An 18,370-nucleotide genomic window follows, 5' to 3' on the forward strand; every position below is an offset into this window, starting at 1 on the left:
CATGGATCCCGGGGCTTCCCATCCCTTCCCCAAGGAGCTCTCATGCAGATCGATCCCTCGGCCCCAACGAACAAACCGGAAACGCAGCAGATGGTCGTCATCCACAAGGCGCTGCGCCGCGAGTTCGCCCTGCTCCCCGGAATCGTCGGGAGGGTGCCGGACCGCGACACGCACCGCGCCGGCGTCGTCGCCGACCACGCCCGGCTCACCCTGCGGTTCCTCCATGAGCACCACGAGAGCGAGGACCGCCTGCTCTGGCCGGTCCTCGAGCAGCGGGTCCCCCTCGAGCAGGGCCTGGTGGAGGCGATGGAGGCCCAGCACACCGTGGTGGCCGACCTCATTGCCTCCCTCGAAGCCGAATTGGCGCACTGGCGCACGGAGGCGTTGGCCGGAAACCGCGACCGCATCGTCCCCCTCCTCACCCGCCTCGATGCCGCCCTGGGGGAGCACCTGGATGCCGAGGAGGAGAGCGTGCTGCCGCTGATCCACGAAAACCTGACGGTGGCCGAATGGGATGCGCCGGTGAAGGACGCGGCGGCGAACATGCCCAAGGACCTCCGCTCCCGCCTGATGCTGGCCGGAATGGTCCTTGAAAGCGCGGACGACCGCGAGCGGGCGTGGTTCCTGAACGAACTTCCCGCTCCCGCCCGCCTGCTGTGGAAGCTGGTCGGCATCCGAATGTACGGCAGGTACGTCAGCGCCATCCGGGCCTGATCCGGATTCGACCCTGCGGTGGAAGGGCGGGCCGGGCGTAGGGTTGAGCCATGAACAGCGAAGGCAGTGTCATCCTCGTCACGGGCGCCACCGGCTACATCGGCGGACGGCTCGTCTCCCGCCTCCTGAACGAGGGCCACACGGTCCGGGTGGTCGTGCGCACGCCCGAAAAGCTCAAGGACGTCCCCTGGGCGGACCGCGTCGACATCGTCCAGGGCGACCTCCAGGACCCCGAGACCATGAAGGCCGCCTGCGCGGGCGTCAGGGCCCTCTACTACCTGGTTCACTCAATGGGCTCGGGCCGGGGCTTCGAACGCCGCGAGTCCTCCATTGCCGCCACCGTCGCCTCCGCGGCGACGTCCGCCGGGGTGGGGCGCATCATCTACCTCGGCGGGCTGCACCCCGAGGGCGTGGCCCTCTCGACGCACATGCGGTCGCGCTCCGAGGTCGGGCGCATCCTGCTCGAGTCGGGCACCCCGACGATCGCCTTCCAGGCGGGGGTCGTCATCGGCTCCGGCTCGGCCTCGTTCGAGATGATCCGCCACCTCGCCGACGTCCTGCCGGTGATGCCGGCGCCCAAGTGGGTGCTGAACCGGATCGAGCCCATCGCCGTCCGGGACGTCATCGCCTACCTCATCGGGGCACTGAATCTTCCCGAGGGCATCAACCGCCCGTTCGACATCGGCTCACGCGAGGTGCTGACCTACGCCGAAATGATGAACCAGTACGCGGAGGCGGCCGGCCTGCCGCGCCGGACCATCCTGGCCCTGCCGGTGCTCACCCCGCGGCTCGCCGGGCACTGGGTGAATTTCGTGACGCCGATCCCGCGGGTGATGGCCATGCCGCTGATCGAATCGCTGCAGCACGACGCCATCACCGCCGAACACGACATCGACGAATTCATCCCCCTGCCCGCGGGCGGCCTGACGGGCTACCGGACGGCCGTCGACCTCGCGCTGGGCAGGATGCGCGGCGGCGAGGTCGAAACGAGCTGGGCGGGCGCGTCGAGCTCCGACGCCGTGGCCGATCCGCTGCCGTCCGACCCGCAGTGGGCCGGCCACACGGTGTTCACGGACCTGCAGACCTACCGCTCCTCGGCCCCGGCGGCCGCGCTGTGGAATGTCGTCGAGGGGATCGGCGGCGAAAACGGGTGGTACTCCTGGCCCGTCGCCTGGGCCGCGCGGGGCTGGATGGACAAGCTCGTCGGCGGGGTGGGCCTCCGCCGCGGACGCCGGGACGCCGACGAGCTCCTGACCGGCGAGGCGCTCGACTTCTGGCGGGTCGAGGAACTGGTCCGGGGGGAGCGGCTCCGCCTGCGGGCCGAAATGAAGGTGCCGGGCCGGGCCTGGCTCGAACTGAGCGTGGAGCCGGACGGCACGGGAAGCACCTACCGCCAGCGCGCCGTGTTCTTCCCCCGCGGTCTCTCGGGACGCCTCTACTGGCTCGCGGTGCTGCCCTTCCACAACTTCATCTTCAAGCCCATGGCCCGCAATATCGCCCGCGCCGCCGAGGCCCAGGCGGCACGCACCGCGGGCTGAGGACGCACCGGGAAGCCTGGCCGCCCGCGGGGGCCCGGGGGTGGTCAGGCCAGGGCGGGAACGCTGCGCGGCCGCACGACCGTCCACAGGGCCACGATGGCAAGCGCGATGCACGCGGCCATGACCCCCGCCATGGGGGTGGCGCTGTCGATGCCGAGAATGCCCACGATCGGCGAAACGGCTCCGGCCAGGCCGAAGGTCACGGCCCCCAGGATCGACGCGGCGGTGCCCGCCTGCGCGCCGTGGTTGAACAGGGCCAGCACCTGGACGCAGGGGAAGACGAAGCCCGCGGCCATGATGTAGAACCACAACGGGACGGCGGTTCCCCACAGGCCCAGGCCGAGCTGGTCGAAGGCGACGATCAGCAGCGACATCACGAGCATGACGACGGTGGCTGCGGCGATCACCCACTGCGGTCCCACCCGCCGCAGCACGCGGGAGCTGATCTGGACCCCGGCGACGATGCCAAGGGAGTTGACCCCGAAGAGCAGGCCGTACTCCTGCTCGTTGAGCCCGTACAGGTTTTGGAAGAGGAACGGGGACGCCGAGAGGTAGGAAAACAGCCCCGAGAAGTTCATGCCGCCGACCAGCAGCACGCCGAGGAAGATCCTGTCGGTGAGGACGGCGCGGTAGCGCTGGAGGGCGGTCGCGCCGGAGCTCCTGCGGCGCTCCCGCGGCAGCGTCTCCATGATGAAGATCGATACCGCGATGATCACGAGGATCCCGTAGACGGCAAGGAACCAGAAGATCCCCGGCCAGTCAACGACCAGGAGCAGCTGGGAGCCGATCACCGGGGCGAAGATCGGCGCCATGCCGTTGACGAGGGCCAGGTAGGAGAACATCCGCACCAGCGCGTACCCGCTGAACAGGTCACGCACGGTGGCCTGCGCGACGACGCCGCCGCCCGCGGCGCCGACCCCCTGCAGGACGCGGAAGAACATGAGCATGCTGATGTCGGTGGAGAAGGCGACGCCGATCGACGCTCCGACATGGAGGGAGGTGGCAAGGATCAGCGGCACCCGCCGGCCGACCTTGTCGCTGAGCGGGCCGACGATCAGCTGGCCCACCGCCAGGCCGATGATCGTGCCCGTGAGCGTCAGCTGGACGGCCGCTTCGGTCACGTTGAATTGCCGCTGCAGGGAGGGGAAGGCCGGAAGGTAGAGGTCGATGGTGAACGGTCCGAGGGCCGTCAGGGCGCCGAGGATGCCGACGTAGACGAGTTTCTCCCTGCGGGAGAGGGTGTCACCGGGGGAAATCGGGGTAGTCAAGAGCTGCCTATCGGGATTTGTGGGTCGGCTGGGTCGGGCGGCCCCGGTCGTCAGCAACGCTATTCCACCGGGGCCCCGAACGGTAGGGTGGCGCCGCGCTGCACCGTTTCATGACGTGGGCCGCCCGTCGCGGCCGCATCCGGCCGCCGTTTAGTTGCTGAAACGAACCAGTGTCAGGGATATCTTAGAACGTCTCCCGGGGAAATGGGTGCTAAGCAGGCTTCGCACTGACGTAGTGTGTTGGGAATGCGGCGGTGGACCGCTTCAGCCGGAGCGGGCCCCGTCCACAGGTACGCAGAGGAAACAATTTACGGATGACCCTCCTGCCACCGGTGGTAATTTTAGGGTCAGCATCTCTCAAGCAGCAGAATCACGAATGGAGGCAGGGCGTATGAGCAGCTCGGCTAGTACACGCGGCAAGCGGTCAACCGGCTCGCTTTCCCTCTTTGGAATTCTTCGGCTCTTCGCGCGGCTCACCCCGCGCCAGCTCAGCGACGAATACTCGCTGGCCCTGGAGCAGATGAAGCAGAAGGGAATGAAAGCCGGCGTCGCGGCCGCGTTCCTCGCCGTCGCTGCGGTGTTCATCGCCGCCTTCGCGATCTCCCTGCTCGTCGCGGGCATTCTGGGCCTTGCCACGATCATGCCGCCCTGGCTCGCCGCACTGCTGGTCGCCGCGCTGTTCCTCGTGCTCGCCGCGATCATCGGCCTGATCGGCGTCTCGCGCTTCAAGAAGGCCCTGCCCCTGCTGCCCGAGGACGCCATCCGCGGCGTCCGGTACGACATCGGCGTCCTGCGGGAGGGCCGGAGCTTCGACCCGGCAACGCTCGACGTCAAGAAGCCCAAGGACGAGCAGGAGGACGCAGACAAGGCCAAGGAGCGCAAGCCCAAGGCGCCCACTCCGTCGTACCAGGAACTGCGCGGACGCTCCGGGGAACGCCGGATCCACCTGGCGGAGGCCCGGGATTCGCTGGGGACCCGCCTCGACGTCAAGGGCCGCGTCGCCGAGACCCGTGCGAAGGCCAAGGCGCGCGCCGCGCGGGCCCGTGCCGACCGGGCCGGCCGGAAGGGCACCCCGGTCGCCGCGACCGCCGTCGAGAAGCCCGTTCCGCACACCATCGAGCTCAAGGACCGCTGGCAGCCGCTGAGCGTCATGGCGGCCTCGCTCGTGACGCTGGCCGTGCTGGTGCGCCGCCTGGTTGCCAAATAGCGGATTGCCCCGCACCTGCCTGCATAATGGCAGGGGAGGCACTTAGTGATTCGACTTATTGGCGCCGGCGCGCGTCCCGGGGGAGAAGGCCCAGTGCTGGCAACCCCGTGGACCCTGCCCAACGCCGTCACCCTGGTGCGGTTCCTCGGGGTGCCGCTGTTCGTCTGGTTCATCGTCACCAACCAGTACGGCCCGGCGGTCCTCACTCTGGTGCTCCTGGGCTCGACCGACTGGGTCGACGGATACATCGCCCGGCGCCTCAACCAGGTGTCCTCGGTGGGGCAGTGGCTTGACCCCGTCGCCGACCGCACGGCACTCATCATCGTAGCCGTCACCTTCGTCGTCGACGGCGTCGCCCCGGCGTGGCTTGTCTGGTCGATCGTCATCCCCGATGCCATCCTGATCGCCAACGCCCTGATCCTCTTCGGGAACCGGCTTCGGCTCCGGGTCAGCGTCGTCGGGAAGATCCGCACGGCCCTGCTGCTGCTCGGATCGCCGCTGCTGCTGCTGCACCGCGTGCCGGGCTATGGCGATCCGTCGATCCTGGTGACGGCCCATGTGCTCCTCATCGCCGGATGCGTCGGCCACCTGATCGCCTTCTACGGATACTTCACGGCGGCGCACCGCCTCCACCGCGCCGAGCTGGCGGCCGGACATCACCTGCCCCAGCCGGCGGCAGAGACGGCGCGTGAGGGCTGATCCGCCGCGGCCGACCCTTCGCGGACGCAGGTCCCGCGGAGGCCCCGCGCCGCGGCGGCGACCGGAGCGCCCATGACGCTCCTCGCCATCGTCCTGGCCCTGCTGGGGGCCGCCTGCCTCGCCCTCGGCGCGCAGCGGCAGGGCAGCGCCGTCCGGGCGAACACCGGAGGGCTGGCGCTCGGCTCCTCCGCCGTTCTGCGCCTGATCCGCAGCCCCCGGTGGGTCCTCGGGCTCGCACTGCTGGTGGCCGGCATGGCGATGAACGTCGTCGCCCTGGCCCTGGCGACCCTTACCGTCGTCCAGCCCATCGGAGCCATCGCCCTCGTGATCACCACGGTGATCAATTCGAAGGACCAGGGCATCCGGCTCAACCGGGCCACGGTCGCCGCCATCACCGCCTGCGTCACCGGCAGCGCCCTGTTCGTGCTGCTCGCGGTGAACGTCACCCGGGTGGACCACCGGGTCGGCGTGGGCCAGGAACTGTCGGCGGTGCTCCTGCTCGTCCTCGCCGTCACCGTCTTCGGATCGCTCGGCCTCGCCGCCCGGCGGCGGCTCAACGCCTTCGCCTACATCCTCGGCGCAGGGGTCCTCTTCGGCTTCGTCGCAGTGCTGACCAAGATCATCGCCACCCACCTGCTTGACCCAAACGGACGGTTCCTGCTGAACGTGCCCTGGTACAGCCTCGCCGCCCTGGTCGCGGCGGCCCTGCTCGGGTCCTGGTTCGTGCAGAGCGCCTACGCCACCGGGCCGCCGGACCTCGTGATCGCAGGCCTGACGGTCATCGACCCGATCGTGGGAATCGCCGTCGGCATTACCATTTTGGGGGAGCTGAAACCAGACGTTCCCACGGTGACGGCCATTGGAATGGCGGGGGCCGCATTGATTGCTATCGTTGGAGTGGTTGCGTTGTCGCGCCATCATCCTGATGTTGTAAGGCGGCGGCGCTGACGACGACGGCACGATCTGCCGCTTCCGATACACCTACCTGGGGGATCCACAGTGAGTTATCCGGCTGGCACCAAGCCACTGACCGTCCTGATTGCCGCAGACACCTATCCGCCGAACGTCAACGGCGCGGCGCAGTTCGGCTACCGGCTGGCCAAGGGGATGGCCGCCCGCGGCCACGCGGTGCACGTGCTGGCGCCGAACCCGGCCAACGGCCGCAGCTACACCGAGGAGCCGGACGGGGCGTGGACCGTGCACCGCCTGAAGTCGCACAGCGTCCCCACCCACGAGTACTGGCGCATCTGCCTCCCGTGGGAGATCAAGCGGGACATCAGCATGCTCTTCGACCGCATCCAGCCCGACGTCGTGCACATCCAGTGCCACTACATGGTCGGGGAGTACACGCTGTACGAAGCGGTGAAGCGCGGCATCCGGGTGGTCGCCACCAACCACTTCATGCCCGAAAACCTCAACCCGTTCCTGCCCTTCCCCGAGTGGTTCAAGCGCATCGTCGCCAAGAACTCCTGGCGCGACATGGGCCGCGTGATGGGCAAGGCCGACGCCGTCACCACGCCGACCCCGCTGGCGGCCAAGGCGATGCACGAGCACGCCTTCCTGCGCCAGGTGCTGCCCATCTCGAACGGCATCGACGCCGCGGCCTACGAACCGCGCCCCGGCGAGCAGCTGCCGGCCCGGGAACACCCGACGGTGCTCTTCGTCGGGCGCCTGGCCGAGGAGAAGCACGTGGACGTGCTGATCGACGCCGTCGCGAAGACCCCCGCCGAACTGAACGTCCACCTCGAGGTCATCGGCGGCGGCGAGGTGAAGCGGGCGCTGCAGGCCCAGGCGGCGCGCCTGGGGATCGCCAACCGGGTGAAGTTCCTCGGCCTGGTCAGCGACGAGGAGCTCCGCCTCGCCTACCTCCGGGCTGACATCTTCTGCCAGCCCGGCACGGCCGAGCTGCAGTCGCTGGTCACCCTCGAGGCCATGTCGGCGTCGACCCCGGTGCTGCTGGCCAACGCGATGGCGCTGCCGCACCTCGTGGCCGACGGCGAGAACGGCTACCTCTTCACCCCGCACGACAGCGACGAACTGGGACGGCGCATCACCGAACTGGTCCTGCTCCCCGAGGCCGACCGGGAGCGCATGGGCAAGGCGAGCCGTTCCCTCGTGGAGAAGCACAGCATCGATGCGACCCTGGAGACCTTCGAGCGGCTCTACAACGGCCTCAGCGTGGACGTCGAGCCCGCGTAGTCCCGGTTTCGCTCCCGGCAGGGTCCGGCCCGCGCCGGTTCGTGCCCGCTCCGCCGCGTCCGAAGGTCCGGCCTGTGCCCGGCCCGCCGCGTGCGAAGGGCTGCCCCTGCGGTGCGTCCGGGAGTGCGGCCCGTGCGGTGCGTCCGGGGTCGGCGGGAGGCTCCGGCCGAGCGGATACAATGAACCGTGCCGCCGGCGTGGCGGCCACCGGGCGCCGTCGGTGCCCCGCACTTGGGGCTGTAGCTCAGCTGGTTAGAGCAGCGGACTCATAATCCGTTTGTCCTGGGTTCAAGCCCCAGCAGCCCTACACGCAGAAGATCCCCGGAACCCCCTGGTTCCGGGGATCTTCTGTTTGAAAGCGTCGCGCCCGTGCGGGGAGGGCCCGGGGGCACCCCGGCGGCCATGGCCGCCGCCTCCGGGTTGGAAGGGTCCGGACGGGACCGGAGCTGATCGGAGCGGACACGGAACCGGTTCCCACTGGCGCACTATGTTACCGACGGGTAACCTTGGGTGGACGGGCGCCCTGTGCGCCCCCAGCACCGGCCGGCCGACATTCCTGATCATCGAGGATCAGGGCGAAGGAACCCCTATGAGCAAGCACCAGATCGACCTCAACAACCTGCCCTACGCCGACGGCGACTTCCTCGCCTTCGAGGCGCTGCTCACCGACAAGGAACGTTCCCGGCTCGCCGAAATCCGGACCTGGCTGGACGCCGAGGTCCGCCCGAACGCCGTCACCTGGTGGAACGAGGGCGTGTTCCCCCGAGGCATCATTCCCCGGCTCGCCGAGCTCGACGTCGTGAGCCCCATCCGCCGCCAGGGCTACTCGAACCTCTTCGCCGGCATCGTCCACTCCGAGTTCACCAGGGCCGACACCTCGATCGCGACGTTCATGGGCGTCCATGACGGCCTGTTCACCGGCTCCATCGAAGCCCTCGCCTCCAAGGAACAGCAGGAGGAGTGGCTGCCGGACATCTACGCCTTCCGCAAGATCGGGGCGTTCGGGCTCACCGAACCCCTCGGCGGTTCCGACGTCGCCGGCGGCACCCGGACCACCGCGCGGCGGGACGGCGCCAACTGGATCCTCAACGGAGCCAAGCGCTGGATCGGCAATGCGACGTTTTCCGACTGGGTCGTCATCTACGCCCGCGACGTCGAGGACAACCAGGTTAAGGGCTTTATGGTCGACACAAGCCTCCCTGGGTACTCCGCGACGAAGATCGAGAACAAGATCGCCCTGCGGTCGGTGGAGAATGCCGACATCGTCCTCGACAACGTCGTCGTCCCCGATGAGTTCCACCTCAAGGGCGCCAACAGTTTCCGCGACACCAACAAGGTGCTCAAGGTGACGAGGCTGTCCGTCGGCTGGCAGGCCGTGGGCCAGCAGATGGCCGCGTTCGACGTCGCCCGCCGGTATGCGGTGGAGCGCCAGCAGTTCGGCCGGCCGCTCGCGTCCTTCCAGCTGGTGCAGCAGCAGCTGGTGCAGATCCTCGGCAATGCCATGAGCTCCATGGGCATGATGGTCCGGCTCTCCCAGCTCGAGGACCTGGGCCAGGCCAAGGATGAGCACTCGGCCCTGGCCAAGGCCTTCACGACGGCGCGCATGCGCGAAAGCGTCGCCGCCGGACGGAACATCCTGGGTGGCAACGGCATCGTCACCGACTACGAGATGGCCAAGATCTTCTCCGACGCCGAGGCGATCTACTCCTACGAGGGAACCCAGGAGATCAACACGCTCGTGGCCGGGCGCTCGATCACCGGCATCGCCGCCTTCGTTTGACGGCCGCCCGAAGGCCCCCGTGGACCGGTCCGGTCCCGGGGGCCTTCGGCGTTCCGGGGTCATTGCGGGTCCTGCGGGAGGGGGAGCAGGACGGAAGGGCGCCGATCCGTAACGTAGTTGAGCGGGTTGACGTACTTCCCTTCGAGGCGGACGCCCCAATGGACGCAACTGAAGGGGCAATGCGGCGGCCCGGCAAGGGTTCCCACGGTCTGGCCCCGCTGCACCCTCGCACCCCTGGTGAGGGGGCTCCGCACCGGTTCGAAGCTGCTCACGAGGCCGCCCTCGTGGCCGATGCTGAGCACCGGCCGTCCCGCGACATTCCCCACGAAGGTGACGATCCCGTCGGCGGGGCTGAGGACGTCTCCGCCCGGGCCGACCGCGAGGTCAACGCCGCGGTGGCCCGCCTTCCACGGTTCGGGCGGCGGGAGAAAGTGCCGGGTGACCGTCGGCACCGGGGCCAGCGGCCACGACCACGGCGGTTCGTACTGTTCTCCCGGTGCCGGACTGGTCGGCCATTCCGGGCCTGCCGGACTGGTTGGCCATGCCGGGCCGGGCGGACCTGCCGGGCCTGCCGGACCGGTTGACCATGCCGGGCCGGGCGGGGTTGCCGGACTGGTTGGCCATGCCGGGCTTGCCGGGCCGGGCGGGGCCATCGGGCCTGTCGGAGCAGCCAGCGTTGCTGCCAGGAGGAGGGCCGTCAAGGGTCTCCGCACGGACCGCTCGCCGGTCGCGGGCAGGTTCCCTCGGCGAATCCGGTCCGCCCTGGCCCTCCCTGGGTGCTGACGTACGGCGCGGCCCGCAGAGGGAACCGGGGGAGCGTCCTCCCATTGCGCTGCGGAATGCTGGATGCCGGGGGAATGCTTCGATCGGCATGCGGCGGACTCGGTTGGCCTCCTCATGACCTCGACTATGCGCCGCCCGTCGACGCCGTGGTTCCCCGGGGGCGCTATGTGGAAAGTCGGATGCCCGGTGCCGCCCCGCGTCCGGTGGTCGGCCTCTTAGGATGCGATACCCCGGCAGCGGCCGACGCACCCCGAAGCGACAGCCGCACCCGAATGCGACCGGCGCACCCGAATGCGACCGCCGGGGCCGGTATTTCGGGTCCGATCGTCGTTTTCGGGCTCCGAGGTCGCTTCGCCGTGCACCACCGCAGGAAGGCCTCCGATAGCGGCCGACGCCGTGCCGGAGTGACCGACGCGCCCAAAAGCGACCGGCGCACCCGAAAGCGACAGCCGGGGCCGATATTCCGGGTCCGATTGTCGTTTTCGGGCGCATTGGGCGGTGCGGAAGACTTCGGGCTCCGGGGCCGCTCTGCCGTGCGCCACCGCAGGAGGCCTCCCACAGCGCCTTTCCTCCGTCGGCGCCGACGCGGACCGCCGCGCCCCGCGCCCCGGCGCCGTTCCGGGACCCGCTCCGGGCCCCCCTCCGCCCGTCCTGAGGCATAACACCGCTGTAGTACACTTGTCGGAGCAGTCTGCCGTTTTCCCGGCGTCTTGGAACACCACCAAACCGTAAGAAATCCGGCCGGCTGACTACGCGTGCCTGCGACCCGCCTTCGTCTCGACGACGTGCGGGATGCTCTCCCAGCGGTCCGGAGCGATCCGGTTGGGGGAGTGGGTTCCTACAACGACCAGGCACCAGGAGTAACGCCCAGCCCGGGCGGAACGCTAATAACCGTCAACAAAGCAGGAGAAGCGCCGTGTGCGCGCATGTCCTGCTGAAACGAAAGGCATCCCATGCCAGTTGTAACCATGCGCCAGCTGCTCGACAGCGGCGTCCACTTCGGCCACCAGACCCGTCGCTGGAACCCGAAGATGAAGCGCTTCATCTTCACCGAGCGCAACGGCATCTACATCATTGACCTGCAGCAGTCGCTGTCCTACATCGACCGCGCCTACGAGTTCGTCAAGGCCACCGTCGCCCACGGCGGAACCGTCCTGTTCGTCGGCACCAAGAAGCAGGCCCAGGAAGCGATCGCCGACCAGGCGACCCGCGTCGGCCAGCCCTACGTCAACCAGCGCTGGCTCGGTGGCATGCTCACCAACTTCCAGACGGTTTCCAAGCGCATCGAGCGCATGAAGGAACTCGAAGAGATCGACTTCGACGACGTCGCCGGTTCGGGCCACACCAAGAAGGAACTCCTCCTCCTCAAGCGTGAGCTCACCAAGCTCCAGAGCAACCTCGGCGGTATCCGCAACCTCACGAAGGCCCCCTCGGTCATCTGGGTTGTCGACACCAAGAAGGAACACCTCGCCATCGACGAGGCCAAGAAGCTCAACATCCCCGTCGTCGCGATCCTGGACACCAACTGCGACCCCGACGAGGTCGACTTCCCGATCCCGGGCAACGACGACGCCATCCGCGCCGTCAACCTGCTGACCCGCGTTGTCGCCGACGCCGTTGCCGAGGGCCTCATCGCCCGCAACAACCGCGCCAGCGGCACGGACGCCGCAGCGGCCGAGCCCCTCGCCGAGTGGGAGCGCGAACTGCTCGGTGCCGCCGAGGCCAACGCCGAGGCTCCCGCCGCCGAGGCTCCCGCCGCTGAGGCAGCTCCTGCTGCCGAGGCCCCCGCCGCCGAAGCTCCTGCCGCTGAGGAAGCTCCCGCCGAGGACGCCGCAGCAGACACCAAGTAGTTTCTCTTGCGTAAGGGGTGTGGGTGATTCCGCGCCCCTTCCGCATGTTCCACCGGCTGAGCGCCGGCAGGGATCCTCTTCGTAGATCAACCAGAACTTAGGAGTTTTCCATGGCGAATTACACCGTCGCTGATATCAAGGCCCTCCGTGAGCGCACCGGCGCAGGCATGCTGGACGTCAAGAAGGCCCTCGAGGAGGCCAACGGCGATCCGGAAAAGGCCCTCGAGGTCATCCGCATCAAGGGCCTGAAGGGCGCCACCAAGCGCGAGGGACGCTCGACCGCCGAGGGCCTCGTCGCCGCACGCGTCGACGGCACCGTCGGCGTTATGGTCGAGGTCAACTGCGAAACCGACTTCGTCGCCAAGGCCGGACCCTTCATTGACTTCTCCAACAAGGTCCTCGACGCCGCCATCGCCTCCGGCGCCACCGACGTCGAATCCCTCGTGGCCTTCGAGGTCGACGGCCGCGCCATGTCCGAGCACCTCATCGAGGCCGGCGCGCTGCTGGGCGAGAAGGTCGACATCCGCCGCGTGGCCCGCGTTGAAGGTGCCGTCGTCGACGCCTACCTTCACCGCACCTCCAAGGACCTCCCCGCGCAGGTCGGCGTCCTGTTCGCCGTCGAGGGCGAAGGCGCCGCTGCGGTCCAGGCCGCGCACGACGTCGCGCTCCACATCGCCGCGTACACCCCGACCTACCTGACCCGCGACGAGGTCCCCGCGGATCTCGTCGAGTCGGAGCGCCGCATCGCCGAGGAGACCGCCCGCGCCGAGGGCAAGCCCGAGGCAGCGCTCACCAAGATCGTCGAAGGCCGCCTGACCGGCTTCTTCAAGGACGCCGTGCTGGTCGACCAGCCCTTCTCGAAGGACACCAAGAAGTCGATCGCCCAGGTCCTCGGCGACGCAGGCGTGAAGGCCACGGCCTTCGCCCGCTTCCGCGTCGGCGCGTAGGCTTCAACGCCGGATCGCTGTAACAATGGAAAGGGTGGCCGCCGCTGGTGGCCACCCTTTCTCGCGCCCGGCCGGCGCACCGTATTCTTTTACAGATTGTGCAGAACACACAGCATTACGCCTCGGGAGGCACCATGGACAACCTTGAACCCGCAATCACTGGTGGGAAGAACGGACGACGGCGGGTGCTCCTGAAGCTCTCGGGCGAAGTGTTCGGCGGCGGCAAGCTCGGCGTCGATCCGGAGACCGTGCGGGCCGTGGCCAAGCAGATCGCGGCGACCGTCGGGGAGGTCGAGGTGGCGATCGTCGTCGGCGGCGGCAACTTCTTCCGCGGCGCGGAGCTCTCCCAGAGCGGGATGGACCGCTCCCGCGCCGACTACATGGGCATGCTCGGCACGGTGATGAACTGCCTCGCGCTGCAGGACTTCCTCGAGCAGGCCGGCGTCGAGACGCGCGTGCAGAGCGCCATCACCATGGGCCAGGTCGCCGAGGCATACATCCCGCGGCGTGCCATCCGCCACCTGGAGAAGGGCCGCGTGGTCATCTTCGGCGCCGGCGCCGGCCTGCCGTACTTCTCCACCGACACCGTTGCCGCCCAGCGGGCGCTCGAGGTCCACGCCGATGAGGTCCTGATGGCCAAGAGCGGTGTCGACGGCGTCTACACGGCCGATCCGCACAAGGACGCCTCCGCCGAGAAGCTGATCACCCTCTCCTACGACGAAGCGCTGCGCCGCGACATCCGCGTGATGGACCAGACCGCCATGACCATGTGCAAGGACAACGACCTTGAGATGGTCGTGTTCGGCATGGAGGGCGAGGGCAACGTCACCCGCGCCATCCGCGGCGAAAAACTGGGCACCCGGGTCACCAACTAGGCCCGCCCGGAATCCGCGCCCCGGCGTCCGGCCCGTGAACTAGGATTGAACACTGGACCGGTTGCCGTGCAACTGAACGCAGAGCTAAGGAGACACCGTGATCGAAGAGATCTTGCTAGAGGCCACCGAGAAGATGGACAAGGCCGTCGAAGCGGCGAAAGTCGATTTCGCGACTGTGCGGACCGGGCGGGCCAACCCTGCGATGTTCTCCAAGGTCATGGTCAGCTACTACGGTGCCCCGACGCCGCTCCAGCAGCTCGCCTCCTTCCAGAACCCCGAAGCGCGCACCCTGCTGATCACACCGTTCGACCGGGCCGCGCTCAATGACATCGAGCGCGCCCTGCGGGACTCCGACCTTGGGGCCAACCCCTCAAACGACGGCAATGTCATCCGGGTGGTGCTTCCCGAGCTCACCCAGGAACGCCGCAAGGAGTACGTCAAGCTGGTGCGGACCAAGGCCGAGGACGCGAAGATCTCAATGCGGAATATCCGCCGCAAGGCCAAGGACGGGCTCGACAAGGCGGTCAAGGACGGCGACGCAGGGGAGGACGAGGGCTCGCGCGGCGAGAAGGAACTCGACGCCCTGACGAAGTCCCACACCGACACCATCGACGACATGCTCAAGCGTAAGGAAGCCGAGCTCCTCGAAGTCTGATGCATGTTCCTCAGCCCCGAGCGGGCGGCAATGCCCCGTTGGGTGACGGCGCCGCCCGGGACACCACCTCAGTGACAGCGCCCCGCCCGTCAGTTGCCCGAACCGTCGCGCAGGCCGCCGGGACGGCCGGTGCCGCGCAGCCCGCCCGCCTCGCGGATGCCGGCCCGGTCTCCGCCCGGAGCGCTGCCGGCGGGGCGGTGACCCCCGAACCGGTACCCGCCGCCGCGGTGCATGCCGAGGGCTCCGGGGCGCCGGTTTCCTCAACGACGGCGCCGGCCGGCCCGGTCACCCGCAGGGAACTGCGCGAGGCACGCAAGCGCGGCCCGCGCCTGTTCCGCCGCACGCCGCGCCCGCCCCGCGAGCCGGGAGCGCCGTCGCGCGCCGGCCGGAATCTGCCCGCAGCCATCGGTGTCGGGGCGGGCCTGATGATCCCGGTCCTCGCCGGCCTCTTCTTCTTCCCGCTGGCCTTCGTCGCCCTGGTGACGGTCCTCGGCGTCGTCGGTGTCCTCGAGGTCTCGCGCGCCCTGAAGGTCCGCCGCATCGGCATGCCCGTTGTGCCGGCGGTCGCCGCGAGCGTTGCGCTGCCCTTCGCCGCGTACTTCGGCGGCGCGGAAAGCCTCGCCTTCGCGTCGGTCTTCTCGTTCCTTGCCCTGCTGCTGTGGCGGTCCCTGGACCCTGCCCCGGGAGCGCCGCGGGCCGTCATGGCCGGCGCCTTCACCCTCCTGTGGGTGCCCTTCATGCTCAGCTTCGCCATGCTGCTGCTGCAGGTGTCGGGAGGCTACCTGCTCATTGCGACGCTGCTGCTGCTGGTGGTGGCCAATGACACCTTTGGCTACCTGATCGGGGTGCTGTTCGGGAAGCATCCGATGGCGCCGAAGATCAGCCCGAAGAAGTCGTGGGAGGGCTTCGGCGGCTCGGTCGGTGGCGCCATGGTAATCGGCGTGCTGTGCTCGGTGTTCCTGCTCGACCAGCCGTTCTGGGTGGGACTCGTCCTCGCGGTGGCGATCGTCGCCGCCGCCACCGCCGGGGACCTCGCCGAATCGATGATCAAGCGCGAACTCGGCGTGAAGGACATGGGCACGCTGCTGCCCGGTCACGGGGGTGTGATGGACCGGCTCGACTCGGTCGTCTTCGCCTCGCCGATGGCGTTCCTGCTGTCCGCTACATTGGTACCAGGGCTGATCTAGCGGACGGGGATTCCGCCAGCCTTTCGGTCTCAGCAGAAGGACAAAGGCACCATGGACGATGCTCGCCAGGGCAGCTCACCTTTCGCGCGCGTCGGCAGGCGCAGCTACGGCTACAACACCCGGCAGGTGGACCGCTTCCTGGTCCGGGCCCGCAACTTCTACAATTCGGGCACCTCGGCCGACGGGGCCATCACCAGCACCCAGGTGCGCGCAATCGTCTTCGAGCCGGCCCGGGGCGGTTACGAGCCGCAGGACGTCGATGCCGCGCTCGACCGGCTTGAGGACGCCTTTGCGCAGCGGGAACGCGACCAGTTGATCGAAGCCAAGGGCGAGGAGGCCTGGCTGATGCAGATCGGGCGCGCCTCGGCGGTCCTGCGCGGCCGGCTCCACCGGCCTCCCGGCGAACGTTTCCGCCGGCCCTCCGCCAAGAAGGCGATGAGCTACAACACCGAGGACGTCGACGCCCTCTGCGACCAACTGCTCCGGTACTTCGAGCAGGACCTGCCGCTCAGCGTCGACGTCGTGCGCCGGGCCGTCTTCCGGGAAGCCGTGGGTGCCGCGGGATACGAGGAGAACCAGGTCGACGCGTTCCTGGACCGGGTCGTCGAACTGATGGCGTCGATCGACTGATAAACCGACTGACAGACTGACAGACTGACAGACTGACAGACTGACCGACCGACCGACCGAACGACCGAACGACCGAACGACTGACCGGCCGGCCGGCCGGGAGCTACTGGAGTCCCGGGAGGAGCCCTGGCTCAGGGCGTCTCGGGGGTGTGCAGCCGCGCCAGTACCCGGGAGGTCCCCGCCGGGCGTCTGCCCCGGGTGGCCCGGGACACGGCGATCATGACGAGGAACGCGGCCGGAACGCTCCACAGGGCAGGCTGCCGCATCCAGTCGAAGGACGCCGCCGCCTCCGGGCCGAGGAGCGCGGCGGCGAGGATCGACCCGCCGCACAGCACCGCCCCGGCGAGCATGCCGGCCACCGCCCCGGCGTCGGTCAGCCCGCGCCACCAGATACCGAGCAGCAGCAGGGGACACAGGGTGGAGGCGGTGAAGGCGAACACCGATCCGACGCTGCCGGCCAGCGCCATGGAGTCCGTCATCAGCGCCAGGACCAGCGGCACGAGGGTCGACAGGACGGCGGCCCGGCGGAACCCGCGCACGCTGCCCTGGAAGAACTCCTGGCTGACCACGCCGGCCAGCGACACGACGAGGCCGCTCGAGGTTGAGAGGAACGCGGCGAACGCCCCGGCCGTCACGAATGCCGTGAGCAGGTCCCCGGCGGCGCCGTCGAAGATCCTGCCCGGCAGCATCAGCACTGTAGCGTCCGCGGTCCCGGAGTCCGCCAGGTCCGGGGTGTAGATCCGGCCGAGGATGCCGTAGAGGGTGGGGAAGAGGTAGAACACCGAGAGCAGGGCCAGCACGATCAGCGTGGTGCGGCGGGCGGAGGCCCCGTCCGGGTTCGTGTAGAAGCGCACGAGCACGTGGGGCAGCCCGAGCGTGCCGAAGAGCAGCGCCACCACCAGCGAGGCGGTGGTGTAGAAGGAGGCCCCGGCGGTGGTGTTCAGCCCGTCCGTGAAGGCGGCGCCGCCGGCGGTCACCGGGGCACCGTCCATCCCCAGGCGCAGCAGGATGAACACGGCGGGGACGGCCAGTGCCGTCAGCTTGAGCCAGTACTGGAAGGCCTGCACGAAGGTGATTGAGCGCATCCCGCCGCCCATCACCCCCGCGCACACCACGAGCACGACGGCGAGCGGACCCACCCAGCCCGGCAGCCCCGTCGTGATGCTCACGGTGAGGGCCGCCCCGTGCAGCTGCGGCACGATGTAGAGCCAGCCGACGACGATCACCAGCAGGCTGGTGACCCGGCGGGCCGGAAGGGATTCGAGCCGGGCCTGGGCGAAGTCCGGAATCGTGTAGGCCCCGGATCGGCGCAGGGGCGCCGCCACGAACAGCAGCAGCATGAGGTACCCGGCGGTGTAGCCGATGGGGAACCAGAGGGCGTCGGCCCCGGAGACGAGGATCAGCCCGGCGACGCCGAGGAAGCTCGCGGCCGAGAGGTACTCCCCGCCGATGGCCGAGGCGTTCCACCAGGGCCGCACCGTGCGGGAGGCCACGTAGAAATCCCCGGTGGTCCGCGAGATGCGCAGCCCGTAGACCCCGATGAGGAGCGTCGTGAGCGCCACGAGCAGCAGCGCGGTGTAGCCGACGGCGGGGTTCAGCCCGAAGGCGCCGCCCAGCTCGTCAGCCCTCATCGATCAGGTCCTGGAAGCGCTTCTCGTTGCGGGAGGCGCTGCGCACGTAGAGGGCCGCGCAGGCGATGGACAGCGGGTAGACCCCGAGCCCGAGCAGCAGCCAGGGGACCGGGACGGTGAGGAGGGTGACCTCGCGGATCGAGGGAAACACCGCGAGCAGGACCGGGATGCCGGTCAGGATGATCAGGAAGCCGCCGGCCACGACGAGCGCAAGGCGCAGCTGGGACCGGATGAGCGAGGCGACGAAGACCTCGCCGACCGCCGAGTGTTCGGCCATCTCCCGGGTCACCGGGTAGGCCCCGGGGCTGGGCCGGGCACTCGTGCGGGGCGCCGTCACCCTCACCCGGGCGGGGGCGGCGGACGGCTCCCGGGCAGGGGGCAGCGGGTGGGGCGGGGGAGTGGTCACG

General features: G+C 69.2%; 17 protein-coding genes and 1 tRNA gene. 14 read left to right on the forward strand and 4 right to left on the reverse strand.

The genetic code is table 11. The annotated features are described in order from the left end of the window. The first annotated feature begins 42 nt into the window (after nt 1-42). Nucleotides 43-714: a hemerythrin domain-containing protein gene (locus ACX80W_RS08730; RefSeq protein WP_459282348.1), complete on the forward strand. Its 672-nt coding sequence runs from the start codon at nt 43-45 to the stop codon at nt 712-714. A 50-nt stretch (nt 715-764) separates the two neighbouring features. Next, entirely contained in the window at nt 765-2,252 is a 1,488-nt protein-coding gene (locus tag ACX80W_RS08735; protein ID WP_459282350.1) for an SDR family oxidoreductase, read from the forward strand. 44 nt (nt 2,253-2,296) lie between these two features. Here ACX80W_RS08735 and ACX80W_RS08740 read toward each other — a convergent pair whose 3' ends face one another. After that, nucleotides 2,297-3,520 (reverse strand): multidrug effflux MFS transporter, encoded by a 1,224-nt coding sequence (locus tag ACX80W_RS08740; RefSeq protein WP_459282352.1) that lies wholly within the window; start codon nt 3,518-3,520, stop codon nt 2,297-2,299. A gap of 391 nt (nt 3,521-3,911) precedes the next feature. Between ACX80W_RS08740 and ACX80W_RS08745 the strand changes: the two genes are divergently transcribed. From ACX80W_RS08745 to ACX80W_RS08770, 6 genes are all read left to right on the forward strand, one after another. Then, nucleotides 3,912-4,727, forward strand: coding sequence for a phage holin family protein (locus tag ACX80W_RS08745; protein WP_459282354.1), 816 nt, complete (start codon nt 3,912-3,914; stop codon nt 4,725-4,727). Nucleotides 4,728-4,820: 93 nt separating this feature from the next. Then, on the forward strand, nt 4,821-5,426 hold the full coding sequence (locus tag ACX80W_RS08750; RefSeq protein ID WP_459282355.1) for a CDP-alcohol phosphatidyltransferase family protein: 606 nt from the start codon (nt 4,821-4,823) through the stop codon (nt 5,424-5,426). Nucleotides 5,427-5,498: 72 nt separating this feature from the next. After that, nucleotides 5,499-6,374: a DMT family transporter gene (locus ACX80W_RS08755; RefSeq protein ID WP_459282357.1), complete on the forward strand. Its 876-nt coding sequence runs from the start codon at nt 5,499-5,501 to the stop codon at nt 6,372-6,374. 51 nt (nt 6,375-6,425) lie between these two features. Beyond that, entirely contained in the window at nt 6,426-7,625 is a 1,200-nt protein-coding gene (locus ACX80W_RS08760) for a glycosyltransferase (RefSeq protein ID WP_459282359.1), read from the forward strand. Nucleotides 7,626-7,858: 233 nt separating this feature from the next. Continuing rightward, a tRNA-Ile gene (locus ACX80W_RS08765) sits at nt 7,859-7,932 on the forward strand. Between the two features lie 282 nt (nt 7,933-8,214). After that, entirely contained in the window at nt 8,215-9,405 is a 1,191-nt protein-coding gene (locus tag ACX80W_RS08770) for an acyl-CoA dehydrogenase family protein (protein ID WP_459282361.1), read from the forward strand. Between the two features lie 59 nt (nt 9,406-9,464). Here ACX80W_RS08770 and ACX80W_RS08775 read toward each other — a convergent pair whose 3' ends face one another. Beyond that, nucleotides 9,465-9,857 (reverse strand): M23 family metallopeptidase, encoded by a 393-nt coding sequence (locus ACX80W_RS08775; protein ID WP_459282363.1) that lies wholly within the window; start codon nt 9,855-9,857, stop codon nt 9,465-9,467. Between the two features lie 1,284 nt (nt 9,858-11,141). On the opposite strand from ACX80W_RS08775, the gene rpsB reads away from it, so the two are divergent. From rpsB to ACX80W_RS08805, 6 genes are all read left to right on the forward strand, one after another. Next, a complete protein-coding gene (rpsB, locus tag ACX80W_RS08780; protein ID WP_459282364.1) occupies nt 11,142-12,038 on the forward strand; it encodes a 30S ribosomal protein S2 in 897 nt (298 codons plus the stop codon). Between the two features lie 110 nt (nt 12,039-12,148). Next, complete coding sequence (gene tsf / locus ACX80W_RS08785) at nt 12,149-12,985, forward strand: translation elongation factor Ts (RefSeq protein WP_459282366.1); 837 nt, start codon at nt 12,149-12,151, stop codon at nt 12,983-12,985. A 134-nt stretch (nt 12,986-13,119) separates the two neighbouring features. After that, on the forward strand, nt 13,120-13,860 hold the full coding sequence (gene pyrH, locus ACX80W_RS08790) for a UMP kinase (RefSeq protein WP_459282368.1): 741 nt from the start codon (nt 13,120-13,122) through the stop codon (nt 13,858-13,860). 97 nt (nt 13,861-13,957) lie between these two features. After that, a complete protein-coding gene (frr, locus tag ACX80W_RS08795; RefSeq protein ID WP_120166711.1) occupies nt 13,958-14,515 on the forward strand; it encodes a ribosome recycling factor in 558 nt (185 codons plus the stop codon). Between the two features lie 299 nt (nt 14,516-14,814). Continuing rightward, on the forward strand, nt 14,815-15,702 hold the full coding sequence (locus ACX80W_RS08800) for a phosphatidate cytidylyltransferase (RefSeq protein WP_459282611.1): 888 nt from the start codon (nt 14,815-14,817) through the stop codon (nt 15,700-15,702). 51 nt (nt 15,703-15,753) lie between these two features. Next, complete coding sequence (locus tag ACX80W_RS08805; protein ID WP_459282369.1) at nt 15,754-16,332, forward strand: DivIVA domain-containing protein; 579 nt, start codon at nt 15,754-15,756, stop codon at nt 16,330-16,332. Nucleotides 16,333-16,463: 131 nt separating this feature from the next. Here ACX80W_RS08805 and ACX80W_RS08810 read toward each other — a convergent pair whose 3' ends face one another. After that, a complete protein-coding gene (locus tag ACX80W_RS08810; RefSeq protein ID WP_459282613.1) occupies nt 16,464-17,930 on the reverse strand; it encodes a sodium/solute symporter in 1,467 nt (488 codons plus the stop codon). 22 nt (nt 17,931-17,952) lie between these two features. After that, on the reverse strand, nt 17,953-18,369 hold the full coding sequence (locus tag ACX80W_RS08815) for a DUF485 domain-containing protein (protein ID WP_459282371.1): 417 nt from the start codon (nt 18,367-18,369) through the stop codon (nt 17,953-17,955). Nucleotide 18,370: the final 1 nt, after the last annotated feature.

The sequence above is a fragment of the Arthrobacter melezitosi genome (assembly GCF_054511055.1).

Bases quoted from the DNA above. Each gene is read 5' to 3' on its own strand.
- ACX80W_RS08730 (WP_459282348.1), top strand. From the start codon at position 43: ATGCAGATCGATCCCTCGGCCCCAACGAACAAACCGGAAACGCAGCAG.
- ACX80W_RS08735 (WP_459282350.1), top strand. From the start codon at position 765: ATGAACAGCGAAGGCAGTGTCATCCTCGTCACGGGCGCCACCGGCTAC.
- ACX80W_RS08745 (WP_459282354.1), top strand. From the start codon at position 3,912: ATGAGCAGCTCGGCTAGTACACGCGGCAAGCGGTCAACCGGCTCGCTT.
- ACX80W_RS08755 (WP_459282357.1), top strand. From the start codon at position 5,499: ATGACGCTCCTCGCCATCGTCCTGGCCCTGCTGGGGGCCGCCTGCCTC.
- ACX80W_RS08770 (WP_459282361.1), top strand. From the start codon at position 8,215: ATGAGCAAGCACCAGATCGACCTCAACAACCTGCCCTACGCCGACGGC.
- rpsB (WP_459282364.1), top strand. From the start codon at position 11,142: ATGCCAGTTGTAACCATGCGCCAGCTGCTCGACAGCGGCGTCCACTTC.
- tsf (WP_459282366.1), top strand. From the start codon at position 12,149: ATGGCGAATTACACCGTCGCTGATATCAAGGCCCTCCGTGAGCGCACC.
- pyrH (WP_459282368.1), top strand. From the start codon at position 13,120: ATGGACAACCTTGAACCCGCAATCACTGGTGGGAAGAACGGACGACGG.
- ACX80W_RS08805 (WP_459282369.1), top strand. From the start codon at position 15,754: ATGGACGATGCTCGCCAGGGCAGCTCACCTTTCGCGCGCGTCGGCAGG.